The sequence below is a fragment of the Marinobacter sp. W-8 genome (genome assembly GCF_044342215.1).
GTDB classification, from domain to species: Bacteria; Pseudomonadota; Gammaproteobacteria; order Pseudomonadales; family Oleiphilaceae; genus Marinobacter; species Marinobacter nauticus.
Genome location: NZ_CP172297.1, coordinates 2,869,248 through 2,887,550, shown reverse-complemented (window position 1 = coordinate 2,887,550; position 18,303 = coordinate 2,869,248). Strand labels below are relative to the sequence as shown.

Genomic DNA, 18,303 nt, shown 5'->3' with positions numbered 1-18,303 from the left:
GTGTGACCACAGCTTCAATCCTTGATGACTTCTCGCTCGAATCGGCCAAGCACGACCACGATAATCAGTGAAAGCACCGTCACCATGCTGGCAAGGGCCAGGGTGCCAAGGCCGCAGGCTACGCCAATGGCGCCGGATACCCAGATGGAGGCTCCCGTGGTAATGCCCTGAACATTGCCGCGGCTCTGGATGATGCTGCCGGCGCCCAGAAAGCCAATGCCGCCAATCACGCCTTCGACAATGCGTGTGGGGTCTATTCGGGCGGAAGGGTCGCCTTCCGCCGTGGCGAGCAAAATGTGCATGCCCATCATGATGAATGCGGATGCCCCCACGGAGACGAGCATGTGCGATCGCAGTCCCGCTGGCTTCCCTCGTAGTTCACGTTCAAGCCCAAGCACCAGTGCCAGGCCAGCCGCCATAAGCAGTCGAATGACCATGTCCATTAAGGGGATTTCGCTTTCCAGCACAGATCGTCTCCTGGTCTTTCAGTTTTGTTTGTATCTGCTCACGCAGATTAGCAGGTAAGGCCGGGATCGTCCTTTTATGAGGTTACTGCCGACACGGTTCCGTGCCATATTGGCAATCCCATATCCTCGGGATCTTCATTGGGGCCGCCAGTCCGGCTCTTGAATGAGCCTTCCTCAATCGGTATCCGGAACAGCGCGGTTGCCCGGCGCTCCTTCTGGCTCGGTGCCCGTACCTGCTCCCAACGCCCTGGCTCAATCTGGTTGATGATGGCCCGGAATGCGGCGTCGAATTCTGCAGTGTCCTCTACGAGCTGGGCGCGGCCGAACAACACCAGAGATTCGTAGTTGGCGCTGTGGTGGTACGCAGACTTGGTCAAAACCCATTCATTGGTGACGGCAAACGAGATGCAAAGGAGTTGGCCCGAGCCGAGGCGTTTTGACAACCGGCCTCCATTAAGGGTGTGAACGTACAGGTGGTCATCCATTCGCCAGGCGGTAATCGGGATGATGCGGGGCTCGCCGTCCTCCACAAAGCCCAGGTGCGCGGTTTTGAGTCGGTCAATCAGCGTGTAGGCAACCTGGCGGTCCACCGACGCTCTTTTGGTGGCCCGCCTCACGGTGCTCCTTGGGCAGGACGTCAGAGGTGAGGGTTGTTGAGTATCTGGCTGATTCATACGGTGGTCCTCAAGGCTGTAGGTTGGGCAGTTGCGTTCTATTTCACGTCACTTCTGATACCCTAGAAAGACCCAGATTGTGTTTTTTTATAGGACCAGTGGTTGTGATTGATGATATTCGGTTTGATGCTGACCAACCTCTGCAGCTTCAGCTCTATCGACAGTTGGCTGATCGAATTCTGGCTCAACGTTATCCTCCGGGACACCGGTTGCCGTCCAGTCGCCAGATGGCGGAGGATCTTGGCGTCAGTCGGAACACAGTGAATGCGGTCTACGATCAGTTGAAAGCAGAAGGCTTCCTTCAGAGCCAGGCAGGTAGGGGAGTATTCGTTCACGAGGATATCGGGTCGGCTATCGAACCGGCTGGGAAAAAATTGAAAATACCCTCCGGCGGGAGTTTCCGACTGCCTTCACTGCCAGACAGGGTGCGTGGGACTCCCCGCAGAGCGGAAGATGCCTGCCTGCCATTTCAGCCCGGCCTGCCGGATCTGGACGCCTTTCCCGTCAACGCCTGGAACCGCGTGCTGCACCATCAGGAAAGCCGGCGGGGGCTTCGCGGTTATGACAGTACTCAGGGCTACCTGCCGCTGCGGACGGCCATTGCGGACTACCTCCGAACGTCGCGTGGCGTGCGTTGCCATGCCGATCAGATTGTGATCACCAATGGTGCGCAGCAGGCCTTGTCGTTGCTGGCGGATGTGTTTCTGAGTCCCGGCGATCGTGTCCTATGCGAGAATCCGGGATATCGAGGTGCCCGCAATGCGCTGGGGCGCCTTGGCAATCCGTTGGTGCCCATTCCCCTGAAAAATCAGGTTCTTGATGTGACCGCGTTGCCACATCTGGGCTCCGCCAGGTTGCTGTTCTGCACCCCCACCCATCAATATCCCATGGGGGGGATTCTGGACCTCTCCCAACGGATGGCCCTGGTGCAGTGGGCCCGGCAGAACGATTGCTGGATAGTGGAAGACGACTATGACAGCGAATTTCATTTCTTCAACAAGCCGTTTGCGGCGGTGCAGGGTATGTTCGACAATGCGCCGGTACTGTACGTGGGAAGTTTCAGCAAAACGCTGCTGCCGGCATTAAGAGTGGGATATGTCGTTCTTCCGGAGGAAGTAGTGGAGCCGGTGCTCTGGGCCAAACAGGTCAGTGGTGGCGAAACGCCCTTGCTGATACAGGCCACTATTGCCGAGTTTATGGAGAGTGGCCAGTTCGTTCGACACGTTCGCCGGATGCGTCAGTTGTATCGGGACAAGTGGCAGTACTTCCAGGACGCGGTGCAGAGGAAACTCGGGGATCTGGTGCACCCGGTGGCCGAGAGTGCGGGTATGCATCTGGTGCTTGAAGGCCGGTTTGATGACTCAGCCTTGAGTGGATGGCTGAGGAAACAAGGCTTTGGCAGCACGCCATTGAGTGCGCACTACATCGGAGATACCGCATCATCCGGTCTGGTCATGGGGTTTGCCAGTGCCAGTGAGCGGGAAATGGAGGATTGCGTCAGCATCCTCAGAAGCGCGTTAACCCGAATGTAACCGCAGCTTGTAATTGACTCAAAATCCGTCGGAATAGCAAAGGGAAGCAGCATGACAACACCATCCGAGGCGAGACAGCGCGCCATTCTGGATCGTCTTGACCGGTTCAGTCGTCTGATGGACAGCAGCATCGGCCTTCCATTTACCAGGTTCCGGATTGGCATAGAGGCCATCATCGGGCTGTTACCGGTGGTTGGTGATATGGCTGGCCTGATCCTGTCGGGCTATGTGCTGGTAGAAGCGCAACGGGCGGGCGCCAGCAAGGCTGTGAAATTAAGAATGCTCAGGAATATGGTCATCGATTTCCTGGGTGGCCTGTTGCCGGTGGTGGGAGATGCCTTTGATGCCGTGTATAAGGCGAATACTCGCAATACCAGACTGCTGAGAAACTATCTTGAGAAGGAATTGGCGATTGAACCGCCCCCACCGCCGTTCCCCTGGGGAACGCTGATTGGCTTGTCGATTCTGTTTGCAGTGATAACCGGTGGTTTGTCGCTCATTCTTTGAACACCCGAACTGACTATGGATAGAGCATGATGCTGGATGCACTTCAGGCCAATGGCCTTATGCAGATACTACTACTGACATTGATGGCCGGTCTTGCAATGCCTGTGGGCGCAGCACTGGCATCGGTGGAGCGTATTCACCCGCGCTGGCTGGAAACCGAGGTGCGGCACAGTGTGATCGCGTTTGGCGGTGGCGCGCTGCTGGCGGCGGTTGCGCTGGTACTGGTGCCAGAAGGGACGGCTAACTTGTCCATGGTGGGTATCGTTGTCTGTTTTGCCGGAGGCGGTATCAGCTTTATGCTTCTGGATCGATGGCTGGCTGCCAACGGCACACCGGCGAGCCAGTTGGTGGCCATGCTTTCGGATTTTGTGCCGGAAGCCATGGCCCTCGGCGCCACTTTCTCGGTGTCCAGTGAGGGCGGAATTCTGCTGGCGGGCATCATTGCGTTGCAGAATATTCCGGAGGGCTTTAACTCCTATCGGGAACTGGTGGACGCGACCCATTATCGAGGATTGAAGATTGTGGGTGCCCTGGCGCTGATGGCGTTGCTTGGGCCGGTGGCCGGTGCCCTTGGCTACTTTCTGCTGTCGGATGCCCCGAGTGTAGTATCCGGCATCATGCTGTTTGCGGCAGGCGGTATTCTCTACATCATTTTCCAGGACATAGCGCCTCAGGTACGCCTGAAAAAACACTGGGCGCCACCATTGGGTGCGCTTGCAGGCTTTCTGCTTGGGGTGATGGGAGAGGTGGCGTTATCCGGATAGGGGACGTTCCGGCGTAGTTTGGCTATCATTCTGCCCTTTATGCGTTGTTTACTTTTTATTTTCCCAGAACAGGAGACTAACCGTGGCGGATACATCACTTAAGGAAAAACTTTCCAGCGCAGTCAAGGACGCAATGCGGAGCAAGGACAAAGATCGCCTGGTAACGCTGCGTATGGCTCAGGCTGCGGTGAAGCAGATTGAGGTCGACGAGCGCCGGGAACTCACTGATGACGATGTTCTGAAGGTGCTGGACAAGATGCTGAAACAGCGCCGGGACGCCGCTGCACAATATGATGACGCAGGCCGGGGCGAACTGGCAGACAAAGAGCGCTCGGAGATGGTGATCATCGAGGAGTTTATGCCTGCCGCGCTGTCTGAGGACGATCTGGATGCGCTTATCCGCGAAACCATTAACGCGACGGGAGCCTCCGGTATGCAGGACATGGGAAACGTGATGAATGAACTCAAGCCTCAGGTGCTCGGCCGGGTGGATATGGGGCACCTGAGCAAAAAAGTTCGAGCTGCGCTGGCGGGTTAAGCCAGCGCTGGGACCACGGCCTGGTCAGGCGAAGTCGTAGTCTCCACCTTTCTCCAGTGCTCTCTGGTACGCGGGGCGCGCATGCACCCGCGCTACCCATGCCTTGATGTTTGGCCTGTCGTTACCAACGATGCCCCTGGCGACGGACGCCTCCAGAGGAAAGCTCATCTGAATATCCGCCGCACTCAGCTGTTCCCCAAGAAACCAGGTGTTTTTGGCCAGTTGTGACTCCACGAAGTCCAGGTGGGTCTTGATCATCGGGCCGATAAAAATCTGGTTGGTTTTGTCCGAAATTCCTTTGGCGATCGGCTTGACAAAGAACGGCATTGGGCTGGTCTTCACCTTTTCAAACACCAGGCGCATGACCAGCGGTGGCATCAGTGAACCCTCGGCATAGTGCATCCAGTAGGTGTAATCCAGCCACTGTTGGCCTCCGGCTTCGGGCAGCATGGTGTCTTTACCATAGGTGTGCGCCAGATATTCGATGATGGCACCGGATTCGGCAACCACCAGATTTCCGTCGGTGATGACCGGCGACTTTCCGAGCGGGTGCACCTTCTTGAGACTGGCTGGAGCCAGCATGGTTTCAGGGTCGCGCTCATAGCGCTGGATCTCGTAGGGTACGCCCAGTTCTTCCAGCATCCAGAGAATGCGTTGTGAACGTGAATTATTGAGGTGGTGAACTGTGATCATTCGGAAGCTCCGTTCCCGTTTTATAAGTGGTCAGGGTAGTACAGTAGGCTGAAAAAGGCTGATTGGTTCACTCGAAATGTAGTATTCCGCTGTTACCTATCCCTGTTGAAAGTGGCGCATGATGGATATGCATTGTTGATCAAACAGGGAGGAATGAACATGTCAAATAAAAAACTGTTGCTGCTGGCCGGCGATTTCACCGAAGACTACGAGACCATGGTGCCGTTCCAGGCACTGACCATGCTGGGCTACGAAGTACACGCGGTTTGCCCGGAAAAGAAATCCGGCGACAGCGTGAAAACCGCCATCCATGATTTCGAAGGTGACCAGACTTACACCGAAAAGCCGGGTCATAACTTCGCGCTCAATTACGATTTCGATAAGGTTCAGGTTGATGACTATGCTGGGCTGGTGATTCCCGGTGGTCGGGGCCCGGAGTACCTGCGCTTGAATGAGCGGGTGATTGAGATCGTGCAGGCGTTCAACAACGCGGGCAAACCCATTGCGTCGGTCTGTCATGGTGCCCAGATCCTGGCTGCCGCCGGTGTGCTGGAGGGACGCGAGTGCAGTGCCTATCCGGCCTGTGGACCGGATGTGAAGATGGCCGGTGGTCGCTACATGGACATTCCGGTCGATCAGGCACACGTACAGGGTAATCTCGTGACGGCTCCGGCCTGGCCAGCTCATCCAGCGTGGTTGGCGGCGTTTGCTAAACTGTTGGGAGCGCAAATCTCAATCTAGCCCTATCCGGCAGCTGCCTATGGCGGCTGCCGCCCCTACAGGAGACAGACCCCATGTGTGAGCTCTATGTGAAAGCCGATCCGATTCTGTTCGAGTGTCGATCCCGCTCTCTTCGCATTCGGGGTGTGGTGACCACACTCCGGCTTGAAAACCAGTTCTGGGACATTCTGCAGGAAATTGCTGAAGTGGATGGCATGACCACCAACCAGCTCATCACCAAACTCTATGAAGAAGTGATGGAGCTGCGGGGTGAGGTTGAGAACTTTGCATCGTTTCTCCGCGTAAGCTGCACCCGGTATCTGGCTCAACGCGAAGCCCGCCCTGTGCCGTTGATGGCTGCGCAGTCGGGTTCCAAAGCCCGGATGGCTTCGGTCCCTTGAATTGTTTGTGGTTCGGGCGCAGCTAGAGAGTACGTTCATTTCACACAATCGACAGGGGAGGCACCCCATGCACGTATTCATTGCCGGGGCGAATGGTCAGATCGGGCGCTATCTTTTGCAGGAAATCGCAGACAGTAAGCATGAGGCACGAGCACTGGTTCGCCACGCAGACCAGGGTCCGGAACTGCAAAAGCTTGGTGCAACGGAAACGGTGATTGGCGACCTGGAGCAGGATTGCAGCGAAGCCATGCGGGGCTGTGACGCCGTTATCTTTACCGCCGGGTCCGGCCCCCATACTGGTCCGGACAAGACGGTAGATGTAGATCAGGATGGCGCGATTCGTCTGGTGGATACCGCCAAGGCCATGGGCATCAAGCGTTTCATCATGGTCAGCAGTATGCGCGCTGAAGAGCCGGAAAAAGGCCCGGAAAAGCTGCAGCACTACCTGCGTGCCAAGCGTAATGCCGATGAACACCTGAAAACCAGTGGCCTGAATTACACCATCGTGCGCCCGGGCCGGCTTACCAATGATGACGGCAACGGCAAAGTTTCGGTCAGCGAACGACTGGATGCCTTCGGGGAGATTCCACGCCAGGATGTTGCCCGGGTTCTGTTGGCTGTGCTGGATTCTGACAATACCGACAACCGTGTTTTTGATGTAGTGTCTGGGGATGTGCCGGTGCGTGATGCACTGGCAAACCTGTAAGCCGCGTCCGCCGGCATGATCAACAAGAGAGCCGCAATGAGCGATAACCCGTTAGCCTCGATTCTGGAAATGGATGGCGAAGAACGCTACGACTATTTTCTGGACGCTGTGGTGGAAGAGCGCGAGCTCTGGATACTGGTCAATGGCGATAACCAGTTTCTCAAAATTGTCTCGGAAGAGGATGGGGTCGGGTATCTCCCTGTATGGCCAGGTGAGGACTTCGCGGCGGATTACGCAGGGCCTTCGGGTGACCTGAGCCCGAAGGCGATTTCATTGCCGGACTTCTTCAAGAAGTGGGTGCCCGGGTTAAGCCGTGACGGGCTTGAGGTGGGTGTTTTTCCGGGCGCCGACAGTGAGCTCTGGATAACGCAGCCGGAAGAGCTGAAACAGGATCTTCAGGAAGTGTTGTCGGGATCTTTCTAGGCTTTATCGGCTGTAAACGAGCCTTTTAAGCTGTCAGTGAGCAGCAGTTTCAGACTTCTGTAATTTATGAGACCGGGTTCAGGGCTGGGAGAGTCGCGCTGATATAAGGTCATGCTCAGAGACCGAGTCGCAAGGAAAGAGCATGAGTAGTATGTCAGAGGAAGATTTTATTGAGTTGGTGCGTAAAGCCGAGGAAGAAACTGTTGCTCATCCACGGCGCTACGTGACAAAACTGGCGTTATTCGCCTTGATTGGATACCTGGCAATCTTCGGGGTGTTATTCGCTCTGATTGGTCTTGCTGGTGGGCTGGTCGCCGCGGCTGTTTTCAGTACAGCCTTGTTCCTCATTCTGGTAAAGAAAAAGCTGATTTTTGTCATTCTGATCGCCATCTGGGTACTTCTGAAGGCGCTCTGGGTCCGTTTTGAAGCGCCTGAAGGCTACACGCTCAAACGAAAAGAATGCCCCCGTTTGTTTGAGGAAATTGACCGTTTGAGCAAGCAGTTGAAGGCGGTCAGAATTCACCGGGTTATTCTGGATAACAATCTCAATGCTGCGGTAGTTCAACACCCTCGTTTGGGCGTGTTTGGCTGGAACCGGAATTACCTTATCGTCGGCTATCCTTTGATGCTGACTCTGTCCCCGGAAGAAATGCGCTCGGTGTTGGCCCACGAGTTTGGCCATTTGTCCGGCAATCACAGCCGTTTCAATGCCTGGATTTACCGTGTGCGTTTGAGCTGGCTCCGGATAATGGCGGCATTTGAACATGCGGAGTCATGGGGCGCTTCCATGATGCGCAAGTTCTTCAACTGGTACTCTCCCCGTTTTGAGGCCTATTCCTTTGCGCTTGCCCGGAGCAATGAGTACGAGGCTGATGCCATCGCAGCGGAGCTCACGTCACCGCAAACGGCCGCTCAAGCATTGGTGAATGTCCATGCAACGGCTCCGTATATCGACGATCACTATTGGAAGAACTATTTTCGAAGAGCAGATGAGGTGGCGGAGCCCCCTTTTGCGCCGTTTGCAGGCCTGGCCCATTTCCTTAACGACAGTCCCTTTGACAGAGAACAGATGAAGGCACGCATTGATGAGGAGATGCAGGTACAGACGCACTACGCCAACACGCATCCGAGTTTGCGGGACAGGCTGATCAGCCTGGGTGTGGAAACGCCGGAGGTGAGCGTCACTGAAGTGAATGCAGCCGATGAATGGCTCGGCGACCGTGGCCGCCAGGTAATGGCCGATTTTGATCGTGAATGGCTGACAGCCAATGGTGAAGCCTGGCGAGAGCGCTACGAATACGTGGCGAACGCCCGCACCAAGCTGAAAGAGATGGAGGGTAGTGATGCAGCAGAACTATCTGATGACACTCTCTGGGACTACGCGTGTTGGACCCGGGAGTTTGTCTCGGATGAGCAGGCATTGCCTCTATTTCTGGCGTTTCGTGAGCGTCAGCCTCAGGCCACGGGCTGCGCTTTCTATATTGCCTGTATTCTTCTGAGTCGTGATGATGAGTCGGGCCTCGAGTCTTTAGCTTTGGCCAGAACCAATCCAAACCTGATTGGCGACTGTGCGAGGCTGGGTTATCAGTTCCTCCTGGATAAGGGCAAACGGGAGGAAGCTGAGGCTTGGTGGCAGGACTCTTTGGCTCAGCAGGAAATCTTTGTTGCAGCCCATCGAGAGCGCCAAAGTGTTAGCCCTAAAGATGCTCTGATGAAGCCTGAAATTGAAAAAGAGCGGCTTGGCGAATTAATCGCGCAACTCAAGCGTATGCCAAATGTCGGAAAGGTCTGGTTGGCCCAGAAACCCGTTCGCCACATGCCGGAGGATCCGGTATACATCCTTGCATTCAAGTCTAAAGGCATCGTTTTCTCACGAAATAAGCTACAAGCTCGAGTGGCCGAAAGTCTGGATGTTGACGGTAGATTCTTCATCGTCTGTAAGTCAGGGGATGCCAAAGCTGTGGCAAAGAGGGTTGTTAAAAAAGGGAGCAGGATCCTGTAATCGCCGTTGTCACATTAAGAACCCCTCACATCGTGTTTCTGAGTCTGTGCTAGAGTTGGGATGACCGTGGTTGCTTTTGGATACACGCAGCCATAGCCGAAATAGCAGTAATCATACTGATAAGGAGGCAAGATGATGGAAGCGAAATCCGGTCAACAAAATGAGTACGAACAGGTTCGTGAGGATCTGCGCCGTCTTCAGGAAGATATGGCCAAGCTGACCAGAAGTGTCGCTGAAGGCCAGAAGAACAACATCAGTCATCTCCGAGACGAGATACGCCGCGAAAGCCGGGAAGCGTTTGACCAGGTAAAGCGGCGGGGCGATGAAGCCCTTGATCGCGCAAAGGATGTCAGCGGCAAAGCGGTGGAAAACGTGGAACACAAAATTGAGGAGCGTCCCTTCCTCAGTATCGTTCTTATGTTTCTGGCCGGGTTGTTGGTGGGTCGCTTGTTGGATCGCTGATGATGCCTGACTCGGCCTGGTTGCAGGGCGCGCTGCGCAAGGTAGTGGCGGCAGTTCTGGGTTTACTGCTGGCGCTGGTTTTGCTGGTGGCCCTGCTCATTACCGGTTTTTACATGCTCGTCAACGCCGCCACGCTGGCCCTGGCTCCTGTGCTGGGTGAAGCCGGTGCGATGGCCGTGACGGGCTTTTTCTGTATTCTCCTGTTAGTGCTTTTTTTCTATCGTATGACGCGGTCGGCCAGGTCTCACGGACAGGCCGATTCCGGCGAAAGTTCAGGCATGTCATCGCCGGTAGAATCTTTAAGGAACCTGATTCGAAAGAACCCTCTGGAATCGGCGTCTATTGCTTTTGTGCTGGGCATCGCCGAACAGGGAGATCCCCGGTTGAAGTCTCTGTTGCTTCAGGGCGGTATGGTTTTGATGAAGGAAGCCGAAGCTGAACGTGCTGCCAAGCCCGAGCATATGTCTGGCTCACAACCTTCCGATAGCCAGTCGGAAACAACGCAGTAACAGACCAAGAGCAAGACATGCCACCATCACCATTACAGTCAAGCCTACCTGGTGCGCCGGAGAATAAACGCGCACTCTGGTCTTGGGCGCTCTACGACTGGGCAAATAGTGCCTTCTTTACGATCATTCTTACTTTTGTCTTCGCTCAGTACTTCAGCGTCTCGGTGATTCAGGATGAAGTGGCGGGCACGCGGGCATGGGGCAACATCGTTGGTATAGCCGGGGTGGAGATTGCCATACTTGCTCCGATTCTCGGTGCTATTGCCGATCAGTCAGGCCGGCGCAAACCCTGGTTGATCAGTTTTACACTCCTGTGTGTGATTTCGTCGGCCATGTTGTGGACGGTGACGCCGGATCAGAGTCAGTTCTGGACGGCCGCTCTGTGGGTGGGGTTGGGTACACTCGGCGCTGAGTTCGCTTTCATCTTCTATAACTCGATGTTGCCGGATCTGGCTCGGCCGGAGCGTACCGGACGGTGGTCTGGCTGGGCCTGGGGACTGGGTTATGTGGGCGGTATCGCCAGTCTGGTGGTGGCGCTCTATGGCTTTATCGAAGCGGACGGCACGATTTTTAACCTTGATCGAGGCGCCGCAGAGCACGTGCGGGCAACCTTTGTTCTGGTGGCCGTGTGGTATCTGGTATTTGCCTTGCCGGCGTTCTTTTTTATCCCGGATCGTCCGTCAACCGGTTTGGGTCTGGGGGCGGCGACGCGGGCCGGACTGGCCCAACTGAAACAATCCATTGCTCATGTACGGCAGTATCGGGACATCGTGCGGTTTCTGATTGCGAGGATGCTGTACACCGATGGCCTGGCGACGATTTTTACCTTTGGTGGCGTCTACGCTGCCGGCACGTTCAACATGAGTCCCACGGAAGTGCTGCAGTTTGCCATTGCCCTGAACGTCACTGCCGGGCTGGGGGCACTGGGCTTTGCCTGGATTGACGATGCCCTGGGTGGTCGCAATACCATCCTGCTGTCGCTGGTGGGCCTGGGCTGCAGTGCGTTCGCAATTCTGGTGGTGGATGGGGCCACCGCGTTCTGGATATGGGGCATGATTCTGGGCATTTTCGTGGGGCCGCTGCAATCGGCCAGCCGTTCTCATCTGGCCCGTGTGGCCCCGCCGCATCTGCAGACTCAGATGTTCGGCTTGTTCGCCTTCTCCGGGAAGGCAACCGCCTTTGCCGGCCCGTTGCTGGTGGGTTTGGTGACGTCGGTTACCGACAGCCAGCGTTGGGGCATGAGTACGATCTTGCTGTTCCTGCTGATCGGGTTTGTGCTGATGCTGAAAGTGCCTGCGACTGAGGCCCGAAAAGCGGAGGACTGACACGGTATCTGCCCCAGCTTCGGCTATTCTGATTTATAGCCATCCCACATAAACAAGATCCTGAGGGGCGTTTTGCTATGGCCCGTGGTGTGCATGTCGTCGATCTGTTCCTGGATCTGGTGGTGGAGTTCGGCAGGAATATTCGTTGGTACACCACCGTCGGGAACCATCGAAAACGGGTACTCAAGCGCCTGGTGAAAGACCCCCGGTCGCTGATTACCTTCAGTGATGCCGGTGCCCATATTCGGAATATGGCGTTCTACAACCTGCCTCTGCGCATGCTCAAGCTCGTTCATGAGTCTATCAATGACGGAGACCCCATCATGACCATGGAGCAGGCCGTACATCGGTTGACGGGAGACCAGGCCGACTGGTTCGGTGTGGATGCGGGCAAGATTCGTGAAGCGGACCGCGCCGATGTTGTGATTATTGATCCGGCGGGGTTCAATCAGGACCTTGAGCAGGTGCACTGGGGCGAGATGGAAAACTTTGATCTGCAGCGTTTGGTCAATCGCAATCCCGGCATTGTAAAAACGGTTCTGATCAACGGACGGCTGGCGGTCGACGACGAGGAATTCTCGCCGTCATTCGGTCGTGAAATGGGCTATGGACAGTTTATCCCGGCGAGGTAATTAATCAGGTTATGGCCAAGGCCTCTTTTGCTAGAAAGTCACTGCGGCTGATGTTCTGGGTAGTTGTAGCCGCACTGGTGCTGATGTTTTCAATTATCCTGCTGTTCAGGTTCGTGAACCCTCCGACCTCGGCCTTCATGCTGGGTTATCAGATGGGTGATGCCCGCGAGCCTTTGCAGCACGAATGGGTGCCAATATCTGAGGTATCCGAATGGATGGCGCTGGCGGTGATCGCCAGTGAAGACCAGCGATTTCCGGAGCACCACGGGGTTGATTTCAAGGCTGTTCATAAGGCGGTCTCTGAATATCAGGCTGGAGAGGGCTTGCGAGGTGCCAGTACCATCACGCAGCAAACGGCCAAGAATCTGTTTCTCTGGAATGATCGAAGCTTTGTCCGAAAAGCCATCGAGGCGGGTCTGGCACTGGCAATTGATGCGATCTGGCCTAAACAGCGGATTCTTGAAGTCTATCTGAACATCGCAGAATTCGGGCCGGGCATCTACGGTGTACAGGCAGCCAGCCGCGCCTACTACCGAATTCCGGCGGGCGTGCTGTCGCCACTCCAGGCTGCACATCTCGCTGCAGTCCTTCCTAACCCGAACGTGTTGAGCGTGCTTTCGCCAACGCCTTACGTCCAGGAACGTGTGGCCTGGATTGAGGGGCAGATGGCTCGGTTATCGAGGGCGGGGTATCTCGCCGAAATCAACGCTGGCAGGTAATGCCAAACCGTTGTTTATGGTTCACCGGCTCTTTGATGAGTGGGCCTCGCTCCGGCACTGGGATGGTGTCATACCAAACCGGGCTTTGAATGCCCGGCTGAATTGGCTGGCGTCGTTGAAGCCGCAGGCGAGAGCGATGGCAGTGATTTTGGTGGTTGATTGGCGCAGATGATCGCGTGCCCGGATGAGCCGTTGTTCCTGTACATATTGGTAGGGGGCGCAGCCAAACGTGGCCCGGAACAGTCTTGCGAAATGGTAGGGGCTGAGATTCACCCAGCCGGCCATTTCCGACAGTGTGAGAGGCTGGCTCAGTTCCGCATGAATCTGCTCCTGTAACAGTCGCCGGTACTGATGGGACAGTTGCCCGGAAACTGCGGGAGGTGCTTTGGCGACGCTGGTGTGTCGGCTGACCACCTGACGCCCGAACTTGCCATTTATCTGGGAGCCTCTGAATCATGCCCATTAGTGCCCATTATGGAATGACTGTATTGATATGGGGTCTGAGCTGGACGGCGATTCGACTGCAGGTCGAATCTGCGTCTGTGGATTTGGCAGTGTTCTATCGCTTTGTGATGGCTTCTGTGGTTGCACTTGCGGTTCTTGCCGTTACCCGGCGGCTGAGCAGGTTGACGCTTGGCCAGCATGGCTGGCTTTTTTTGCAAGGGCTGACGCTATATAGCGTGAATTTTCTCCTGATCTATCGGGCCGCCGAATCGATGACCAGTGGGTTGTTGGCGGTCGTGTTTTCTCTGGCGGCACTGTTCAACGCGTTCAACGGTTGGCTCTGGTTGCGAACCAGACCGACAGCGAGGCTCTACCCCGCCGTGGCCCTTGGTGTGACCGGTGTCGCGCTGCTGTTCTGGCATGACCTGCAACTCGGCAATGCCACTGGCGCGAGCATACTGTTTGCGGTCGCTGGAACCTTCTGGTTTTCCATGGGTAACCTGGTGAGCGTGAAGGTGAAGGCCGCAGGGGTTCCGTTGTTTACGGCCAATGCCTGGGCAATGGTTTATGGAGCACTTATTCTCGGATTGTGGTGCCTGATCCAGGGGGTAGAGTGGATGCTGCCTGCCACCTCAGTATTCTGGGGAGCGACCGTGTTCCTTGCCGTTCCCGGCTCTATTGTGGCGTTCTACTGCTACATTACGGTCATCCAGGTGCTGGGCGCCGACAAGGCAGGCTATGCCGCGGTACTGTTCCCGGTTGTCGCTCTTTCGGTCTCCACCTGGCTGGAGGGATTCGAGTGGACGACGCCGGCTATGCTGGGCGCCCTGCTGGCCATATTGGGAAACTATGTGTTGTTTCGTCCCGGCAAGCGTCAGAGCGTCAGCGCAACCAGCGTTCCCGAGCAACGGACCTGACTCTGTTGCTATGGGCTCACTTTGTCGTGCAGGACTCATCGCACCCGTTCGCACCGATCTCTTTGGGGGCCATTTTTAAAAACACACCCAGTGCGGCCAACAACAATGCTGTACTCGCAATAATCGCAACCGGATAAACGAGATTCCCCGCCAAATCAAGCTGGCTGTATTTGATGATCATGATCAGTCCCTCAAGCGACATGGCCACGCAAACGGTACTGATGAAGCGGGGCAGGGTGCGGCGCATCATAGTCACTATATCGTGAGTTTCTGAACGGCCGCTGTATTCCGAGCGGATCACCATCGCCAGTTCGTAAACGGCCAGTGCGATAATGCTGCCGTTAACGCCATTAATCATGGCCTGCATCAAGGGCTCATCGGAGTTCAGGAGTTCAAAGACATCGACGATGGTTGCTGCCACAAGAGCGAAGGCCAATCCGAAAAACAACCAGGAGAACAGCCTGGCGAACAAACCGCGTACTGGAATACTTCTCAACCTGTCGAGCATGCGTTTTCACCGTGACCTGTGGATGTGATGAGACAGGCTACGGATATTTCGTCGAGGCTGCGATTACAGGTTGCACACAGCGCGGTAACTTTGAAGCAAAGGGCGAGTTGATTATTTTACCTCCGCTCATCGCCAGGCCTTGTGGTTGAGCCATTCACACCGGCTATCCTTGGGTTGCCAACACAGTTATCCACAGATTCTGTGGGAAAACTCTTTGCTGATTGATCATTGTTTCGGTGGTTGTGGAGGCGGTTATTGAAACCATAACTTGGCCGCTTTCAAGGCGTAGTAAACGCTACGGTCGCAAAGCGAGCAATGACATTGGACAAATACGCGGAGCTTTGCGGCTATTTTGGAGCAGCGAATCAGTAGAAGGTGTATTGGAGTGCTGCAACGGTGAGCTTTCCGCTCACCATTGCCAGCACAAGAGACCTTGGCCCGCGATGTGTAAGCGGCCGGAACTCAGAACAGGCGTTCCCCGTTACCCACCTTCGCATCCGGTCTTACCAAGGTAACTGCGCCCTTCTCCGTTTGCACGCCAGTGACCAGGCACTCCGACAAAAAAGGGCCAATCTGTTTGGGCGGAAAATTGGTGACGGCCAGAACCTGCTTGCCGATGAGCTCCTCCTTGCCATAGAGGTTTGTAATCTGTGCACTCGATTTACGAATACCAATGTCCGGCCCGAAATCCACTCGCAATTTATAAGCAGGTTTGCGCGCTTCAGGAAAATCCATCACTTCAATGATCGTCCCGATCCGTAGTTCAACCTTCTCGAAATCGTCCCAGGTAATCATCTCACTGCTCCTTTGACGTAGTTAGTCTGTTAACAAATCTGGCTTGGCGACCGTCCGGCTCTTCGCACGACCCGCGATCAAAGAACCAATGACGATCAGAATGCTGGCACTCAACAAGGCAACCGTAGCCTCGCCGAATCCGGCAAGGATCAACAGGATCACTGAAATCAGTGGCGCACTGTATGCCAAGGTTCCCAGTAACTGGATGTTTCCGTGCTTTACACCATGGTCCCAGGTAAAGAACGCTATGCCCACCGGTCCGAGGCCGAGCCCCACCACACCAATCCATTGAAGTGCGCCTTCTGGCCATACCGTTTCCTCCCAAAACAGGTGGCAGATTAAAGCCAGAATGGCCGTAACACCGCAGAACCAGCCTACGGCATCGGTCGGCACCGAGCGAACCAGTCTGCTAAGCACGGAGTAAGAGGACCAGATCAGCGCGCAAGACAGAGCCACCAAGTAGCCCGGCAGGTTCTCCCAAGCAAACCCGTCTGCGTTTCGGCTGATCAGCAGCCAGCAACCCACCAAGGCAACCAACGCCCCAACGATGTTTTGAGCTCGAAATTTTTCGCCGGGAAGGAAGGCGGAAAGCAGAACGATCAGCAAAGGCCAAAGGTAGGCCAGAAGGCTGACTTCTACGGCCGGTGCCAATGTCATGGCCTTGAAATAGGCAAAGTGATACCCGAACAAGCCGACGATGCCGATGCTCCAGGCCAGCGGTGATTGCCTTAAGTACTGCACGCCGATATACCCGGCCAGCACCCAACGGCCACACATCAACACGAAAGCAATGCCGAAGGTCATGGCCATGAGTTGGAACTCCGGAATCTCGCCACCGGAAAGCTTAGTCAGTAGCGCCAGAGTGCCCCATAACAAAACAGAAATGGCCCCAATCCAGGTAGCGGCGTTAACCGATGCCATGCAACCCTCCTCGAAAAATTAATGAATGATTCCGGGGAGGGTATCCGGGGTAGCGAGAAGGATCTTTCGAATCCTGGCGGAACTATTTCCAAATACGGCGGAAGTGGCTGGGTGACTTGCCGAAATGGCCTCTGAACCGGTCGCTGAAGGCGGATAGCGACGAGTAACCGACGGCATCGGCAACACGTTGAACAGTCAGGCCCGACTGCTCTAAAAGCCGCCATGCCTCTTTCATTCGCAATTCTGTGAGGTATTGATGCGGGGTCATGCCTACCTGACGCCGGAACAGATCGTTCAACTGACGAACGCTCAGGTGCGCCACCGCAGCAGCGTCCGTCAAAGACAACGGTTGGCTGAAGCGGTCATCGAGATACTGTTTCGCAACTTGAACTCTGCGATCCAGCTTCAACCGGCTGCCATGGCGCTCTTGAAGTAACTGAATCAGCAAAAGCAGCATTTGATGCTGGGTAAAATCGGACTCTGTGCCATTTTGAAGCTGCGCGTGGAGGAATTGGACGTAATGGAGCAGCGCGGGGTCGAGGTCAACGAAACAGGGTAGCTTGTCCAGAGCTGGAGCCAACCCTTCAGGGACGTCAGCGACTAGAAACCGATTGTCTTCGGTTGCCGCATAACCGTGCCGGCTTCCCGAGGGGATGATTGCAGCCCGATGCTGACCAACCTCCCCTTCAGTAGCGTCTACGGATAACGACAAGGCTCCGGCCAAGGGCAGAACCAGTTGATGATGGTCGTGGGAGTGGCTATTCCCTTCCTCATCATAGCTTCGTATGTGCAGCCCAATCTCAGAATGCTTCATGGCACCAGTATAATCGGAAACAACTGAGAATCACGCTCCAACGGTCTCGGTTTCAATCGAACCGTTGATAAAAGTCTTCCGTGCGTTGGTGTTTCGTTTGCCCATCTCATCGAGTCGGGCATCCAGAAAATCTTGGACGCGAATGTCCGCTTTTGTTTAGGTGCCGCGTGGGATGCGGGACGGTCGCAAAGCGAACATTCAGACTAGGGGTAACGCTTGGCGGCAGGGGCGCTACGTCAGTAGCGTCCCTTGACCGCGTTTGTTAAGCACCTTGCTCCAAGCCATGATCGCGAAGATCAAATTCGTAGAACTTGGTGTCAGGTACTGGGTTGTGGAAATAGGGCGGAATTTCAGTAAAGCCCATCCTCGCATATAAGGCCTGGGCTTTTCTCGTGGGAGGCACTGCGTCTAGAACGAGCCGTTCATAGCCTAAGCCTTTGAGTTTTTGCACCAGATTGGCCATAAGAGACCATCCGATATCTTTTCCCTGATGGTCCGGGCGGACGTACAAGCGCTTTACTTCTGCGGTATGGACGTCGATTTTCCGGAAACCAACACCTCCCGCAATTTCAGAACCCACCACTGCAAACGTGTACTGTCCACTTGGCAAAGAAAAGAGTGTTTCCAGGCTTGCCATCTCTCCGTCGAAATCCTGGTAAGAGAGATCAATACCGAGCCAATCGACATACTCATGTATTAGCTGTCGGAGATCCCTACTATCCGCGGGGAAACACACATCCCTGATTTCCATCAACTGCTCCGTGTTTTCGATTGATGCTTAACGCCGATGTTAAACGGCCGGTTTGTGGAGCGGCAGCAGAACAAACCGG

Annotated in this window: 24 protein-coding genes; 15 read left to right on the top strand and 9 right to left on the bottom strand. The window is 55.4% G+C overall.

Annotation, left to right across the window (positions count from 1 at the left end; all coding sequences use genetic code 11):
• Positions 1-14: 14 nt before the first annotated feature.
• Both ACF8YQ_RS13410 and ACF8YQ_RS13405 read right to left on the bottom strand, forming a co-directional pair.
• Positions 15-467 (bottom strand): MgtC/SapB family protein, encoded by a 453-nt coding sequence (locus ACF8YQ_RS13410; RefSeq protein WP_011786395.1) that lies wholly within the window; start codon positions 465-467, stop codon positions 15-17.
• 74 nt (positions 468-541) lie between these two features.
• Positions 542-1,057 (bottom strand): pyridoxamine 5'-phosphate oxidase family protein, encoded by a 516-nt coding sequence (locus ACF8YQ_RS13405; protein WP_396621683.1) that lies wholly within the window; start codon positions 1,055-1,057, stop codon positions 542-544.
• 188 nt (positions 1,058-1,245) lie between these two features.
• Here ACF8YQ_RS13405 and ACF8YQ_RS13400 point away from each other — a divergent pair, with 188 nt between their 5' ends.
• The 4 genes from ACF8YQ_RS13400 to ACF8YQ_RS13385 all read left to right on the top strand — a co-directional run bounded on the left by ACF8YQ_RS13400 (position 1,246) and on the right by ACF8YQ_RS13385 (position 4,482).
• Complete coding sequence (locus ACF8YQ_RS13400) at positions 1,246-2,673, top strand: PLP-dependent aminotransferase family protein (protein ID WP_396621682.1); 1,428 nt, start codon at positions 1,246-1,248, stop codon at positions 2,671-2,673.
• Positions 2,674-2,724: 51 nt separating this feature from the next.
• Positions 2,725-3,180: a DUF4112 domain-containing protein gene (locus tag ACF8YQ_RS13395; RefSeq protein WP_011786392.1), complete on the top strand. Its 456-nt coding sequence runs from the start codon at positions 2,725-2,727 to the stop codon at positions 3,178-3,180.
• Positions 3,181-3,206: 26 nt separating this feature from the next.
• Positions 3,207-3,944, top strand: coding sequence for a ZIP family metal transporter (locus tag ACF8YQ_RS13390; protein ID WP_023009196.1), 738 nt, complete (start codon positions 3,207-3,209; stop codon positions 3,942-3,944).
• A gap of 82 nt (positions 3,945-4,026) precedes the next feature.
• Complete coding sequence (locus ACF8YQ_RS13385; RefSeq protein ID WP_011786390.1) at positions 4,027-4,482, top strand: GatB/YqeY domain-containing protein; 456 nt, start codon at positions 4,027-4,029, stop codon at positions 4,480-4,482.
• 24 nt (positions 4,483-4,506) lie between these two features.
• Here the strand turns inward: ACF8YQ_RS13385 and ACF8YQ_RS13380 are convergent, their stop codons facing one another.
• Positions 4,507-5,175: a glutathione S-transferase family protein gene (locus tag ACF8YQ_RS13380; RefSeq protein ID WP_396621681.1), complete on the bottom strand. Its 669-nt coding sequence runs from the start codon at positions 5,173-5,175 to the stop codon at positions 4,507-4,509.
• Positions 5,176-5,334: 159 nt separating this feature from the next.
• On the opposite strand from ACF8YQ_RS13380, the gene ACF8YQ_RS13375 reads away from it, so the two are divergent.
• From ACF8YQ_RS13375 to mtgA, 10 genes are all read left to right on the top strand, one after another.
• Positions 5,335-5,916 (top strand): DJ-1/PfpI family protein, encoded by a 582-nt coding sequence (locus ACF8YQ_RS13375; protein WP_396621680.1) that lies wholly within the window; start codon positions 5,335-5,337, stop codon positions 5,914-5,916.
• Positions 5,917-5,969: 53 nt separating this feature from the next.
• Positions 5,970-6,296 carry a ribbon-helix-helix domain-containing protein gene (locus tag ACF8YQ_RS13370; protein ID WP_396621679.1) on the top strand — a complete coding sequence of 109 codons (327 nt, stop codon included), beginning with the start codon at positions 5,970-5,972 and terminating at the stop codon, positions 6,294-6,296.
• A gap of 67 nt (positions 6,297-6,363) precedes the next feature.
• On the top strand, positions 6,364-7,002 hold the full coding sequence (locus ACF8YQ_RS13365; RefSeq protein WP_396621678.1) for an SDR family oxidoreductase: 639 nt from the start codon (positions 6,364-6,366) through the stop codon (positions 7,000-7,002).
• Between the two features lie 36 nt (positions 7,003-7,038).
• Positions 7,039-7,425, top strand: coding sequence for a DUF2750 domain-containing protein (locus tag ACF8YQ_RS13360; protein ID WP_022992812.1), 387 nt, complete (start codon positions 7,039-7,041; stop codon positions 7,423-7,425).
• A 151-nt stretch (positions 7,426-7,576) separates the two neighbouring features.
• Positions 7,577-9,427, top strand: a complete 1,851-nt coding sequence (locus ACF8YQ_RS13355) for a M48 family metalloprotease (protein WP_396621677.1) — start codon at positions 7,577-7,579, stop codon at positions 9,425-9,427.
• Positions 9,428-9,559: 132 nt separating this feature from the next.
• A complete protein-coding gene (locus tag ACF8YQ_RS13350) occupies positions 9,560-9,889 on the top strand; it encodes a YqjD family protein (protein ID WP_011786381.1) in 330 nt (109 codons plus the stop codon).
• Positions 9,889-10,398, top strand: coding sequence for a hypothetical protein (locus tag ACF8YQ_RS13345; RefSeq protein WP_222179293.1), 510 nt, complete (start codon positions 9,889-9,891; stop codon positions 10,396-10,398). The genes ACF8YQ_RS13350 and ACF8YQ_RS13345 overlap by 1 nt, the downstream gene beginning before the upstream one ends.
• A gap of 17 nt (positions 10,399-10,415) precedes the next feature.
• Positions 10,416-11,723 (top strand): MFS transporter, encoded by a 1,308-nt coding sequence (locus ACF8YQ_RS13340; RefSeq protein WP_396621676.1) that lies wholly within the window; start codon positions 10,416-10,418, stop codon positions 11,721-11,723.
• Positions 11,724-11,800: 77 nt separating this feature from the next.
• Positions 11,801-12,355 carry a hypothetical protein gene (locus ACF8YQ_RS13335; protein ID WP_396621675.1) on the top strand — a complete coding sequence of 185 codons (555 nt, stop codon included), beginning with the start codon at positions 11,801-11,803 and terminating at the stop codon, positions 12,353-12,355.
• Positions 12,356-12,366: 11 nt separating this feature from the next.
• Positions 12,367-13,074, top strand: coding sequence for a monofunctional biosynthetic peptidoglycan transglycosylase (gene mtgA / locus ACF8YQ_RS13330; RefSeq protein WP_011786377.1), 708 nt, complete (start codon positions 12,367-12,369; stop codon positions 13,072-13,074).
• 21 nt (positions 13,075-13,095) lie between these two features.
• Here the strand turns inward: mtgA and ACF8YQ_RS13325 are convergent, their stop codons facing one another.
• Positions 13,096-13,488, bottom strand: coding sequence for a helix-turn-helix domain-containing protein (locus tag ACF8YQ_RS13325; protein ID WP_396621674.1), 393 nt, complete (start codon positions 13,486-13,488; stop codon positions 13,096-13,098).
• Positions 13,489-13,529: 41 nt separating this feature from the next.
• Here ACF8YQ_RS13325 and ACF8YQ_RS13320 point away from each other — a divergent pair, with 41 nt between their 5' ends.
• Positions 13,530-14,435: a DMT family transporter gene (locus tag ACF8YQ_RS13320; RefSeq protein ID WP_226596458.1), complete on the top strand. Its 906-nt coding sequence runs from the start codon at positions 13,530-13,532 to the stop codon at positions 14,433-14,435.
• A 16-nt stretch (positions 14,436-14,451) separates the two neighbouring features.
• Here ACF8YQ_RS13320 and ACF8YQ_RS13315 read toward each other — a convergent pair whose 3' ends face one another.
• From ACF8YQ_RS13315 to ACF8YQ_RS13295, 5 genes are all read right to left on the bottom strand, one after another.
• A complete protein-coding gene (locus ACF8YQ_RS13315; protein ID WP_011786374.1) occupies positions 14,452-14,943 on the bottom strand; it encodes a hypothetical protein in 492 nt (163 codons plus the stop codon).
• A 462-nt stretch (positions 14,944-15,405) separates the two neighbouring features.
• Positions 15,406-15,738: a tRNA-binding protein gene (locus tag ACF8YQ_RS13310; RefSeq protein ID WP_396621673.1), complete on the bottom strand. Its 333-nt coding sequence runs from the start codon at positions 15,736-15,738 to the stop codon at positions 15,406-15,408.
• A gap of 21 nt (positions 15,739-15,759) precedes the next feature.
• Positions 15,760-16,659, bottom strand: coding sequence for a DMT family transporter (locus ACF8YQ_RS13305; RefSeq protein ID WP_396621672.1), 900 nt, complete (start codon positions 16,657-16,659; stop codon positions 15,760-15,762).
• Positions 16,660-16,741: 82 nt separating this feature from the next.
• The gene (locus ACF8YQ_RS13300) at positions 16,742-17,473 is read right to left on the bottom strand and encodes a helix-turn-helix domain-containing protein (protein WP_396621671.1); all 732 of its coding nucleotides are present in this window, start codon (positions 17,471-17,473) and stop codon (positions 16,742-16,744) included.
• A gap of 262 nt (positions 17,474-17,735) precedes the next feature.
• Entirely contained in the window at positions 17,736-18,224 is a 489-nt protein-coding gene (locus ACF8YQ_RS13295; protein ID WP_396621670.1) for a GNAT family N-acetyltransferase, read from the bottom strand.
• Positions 18,225-18,303: the final 79 nt, after the last annotated feature.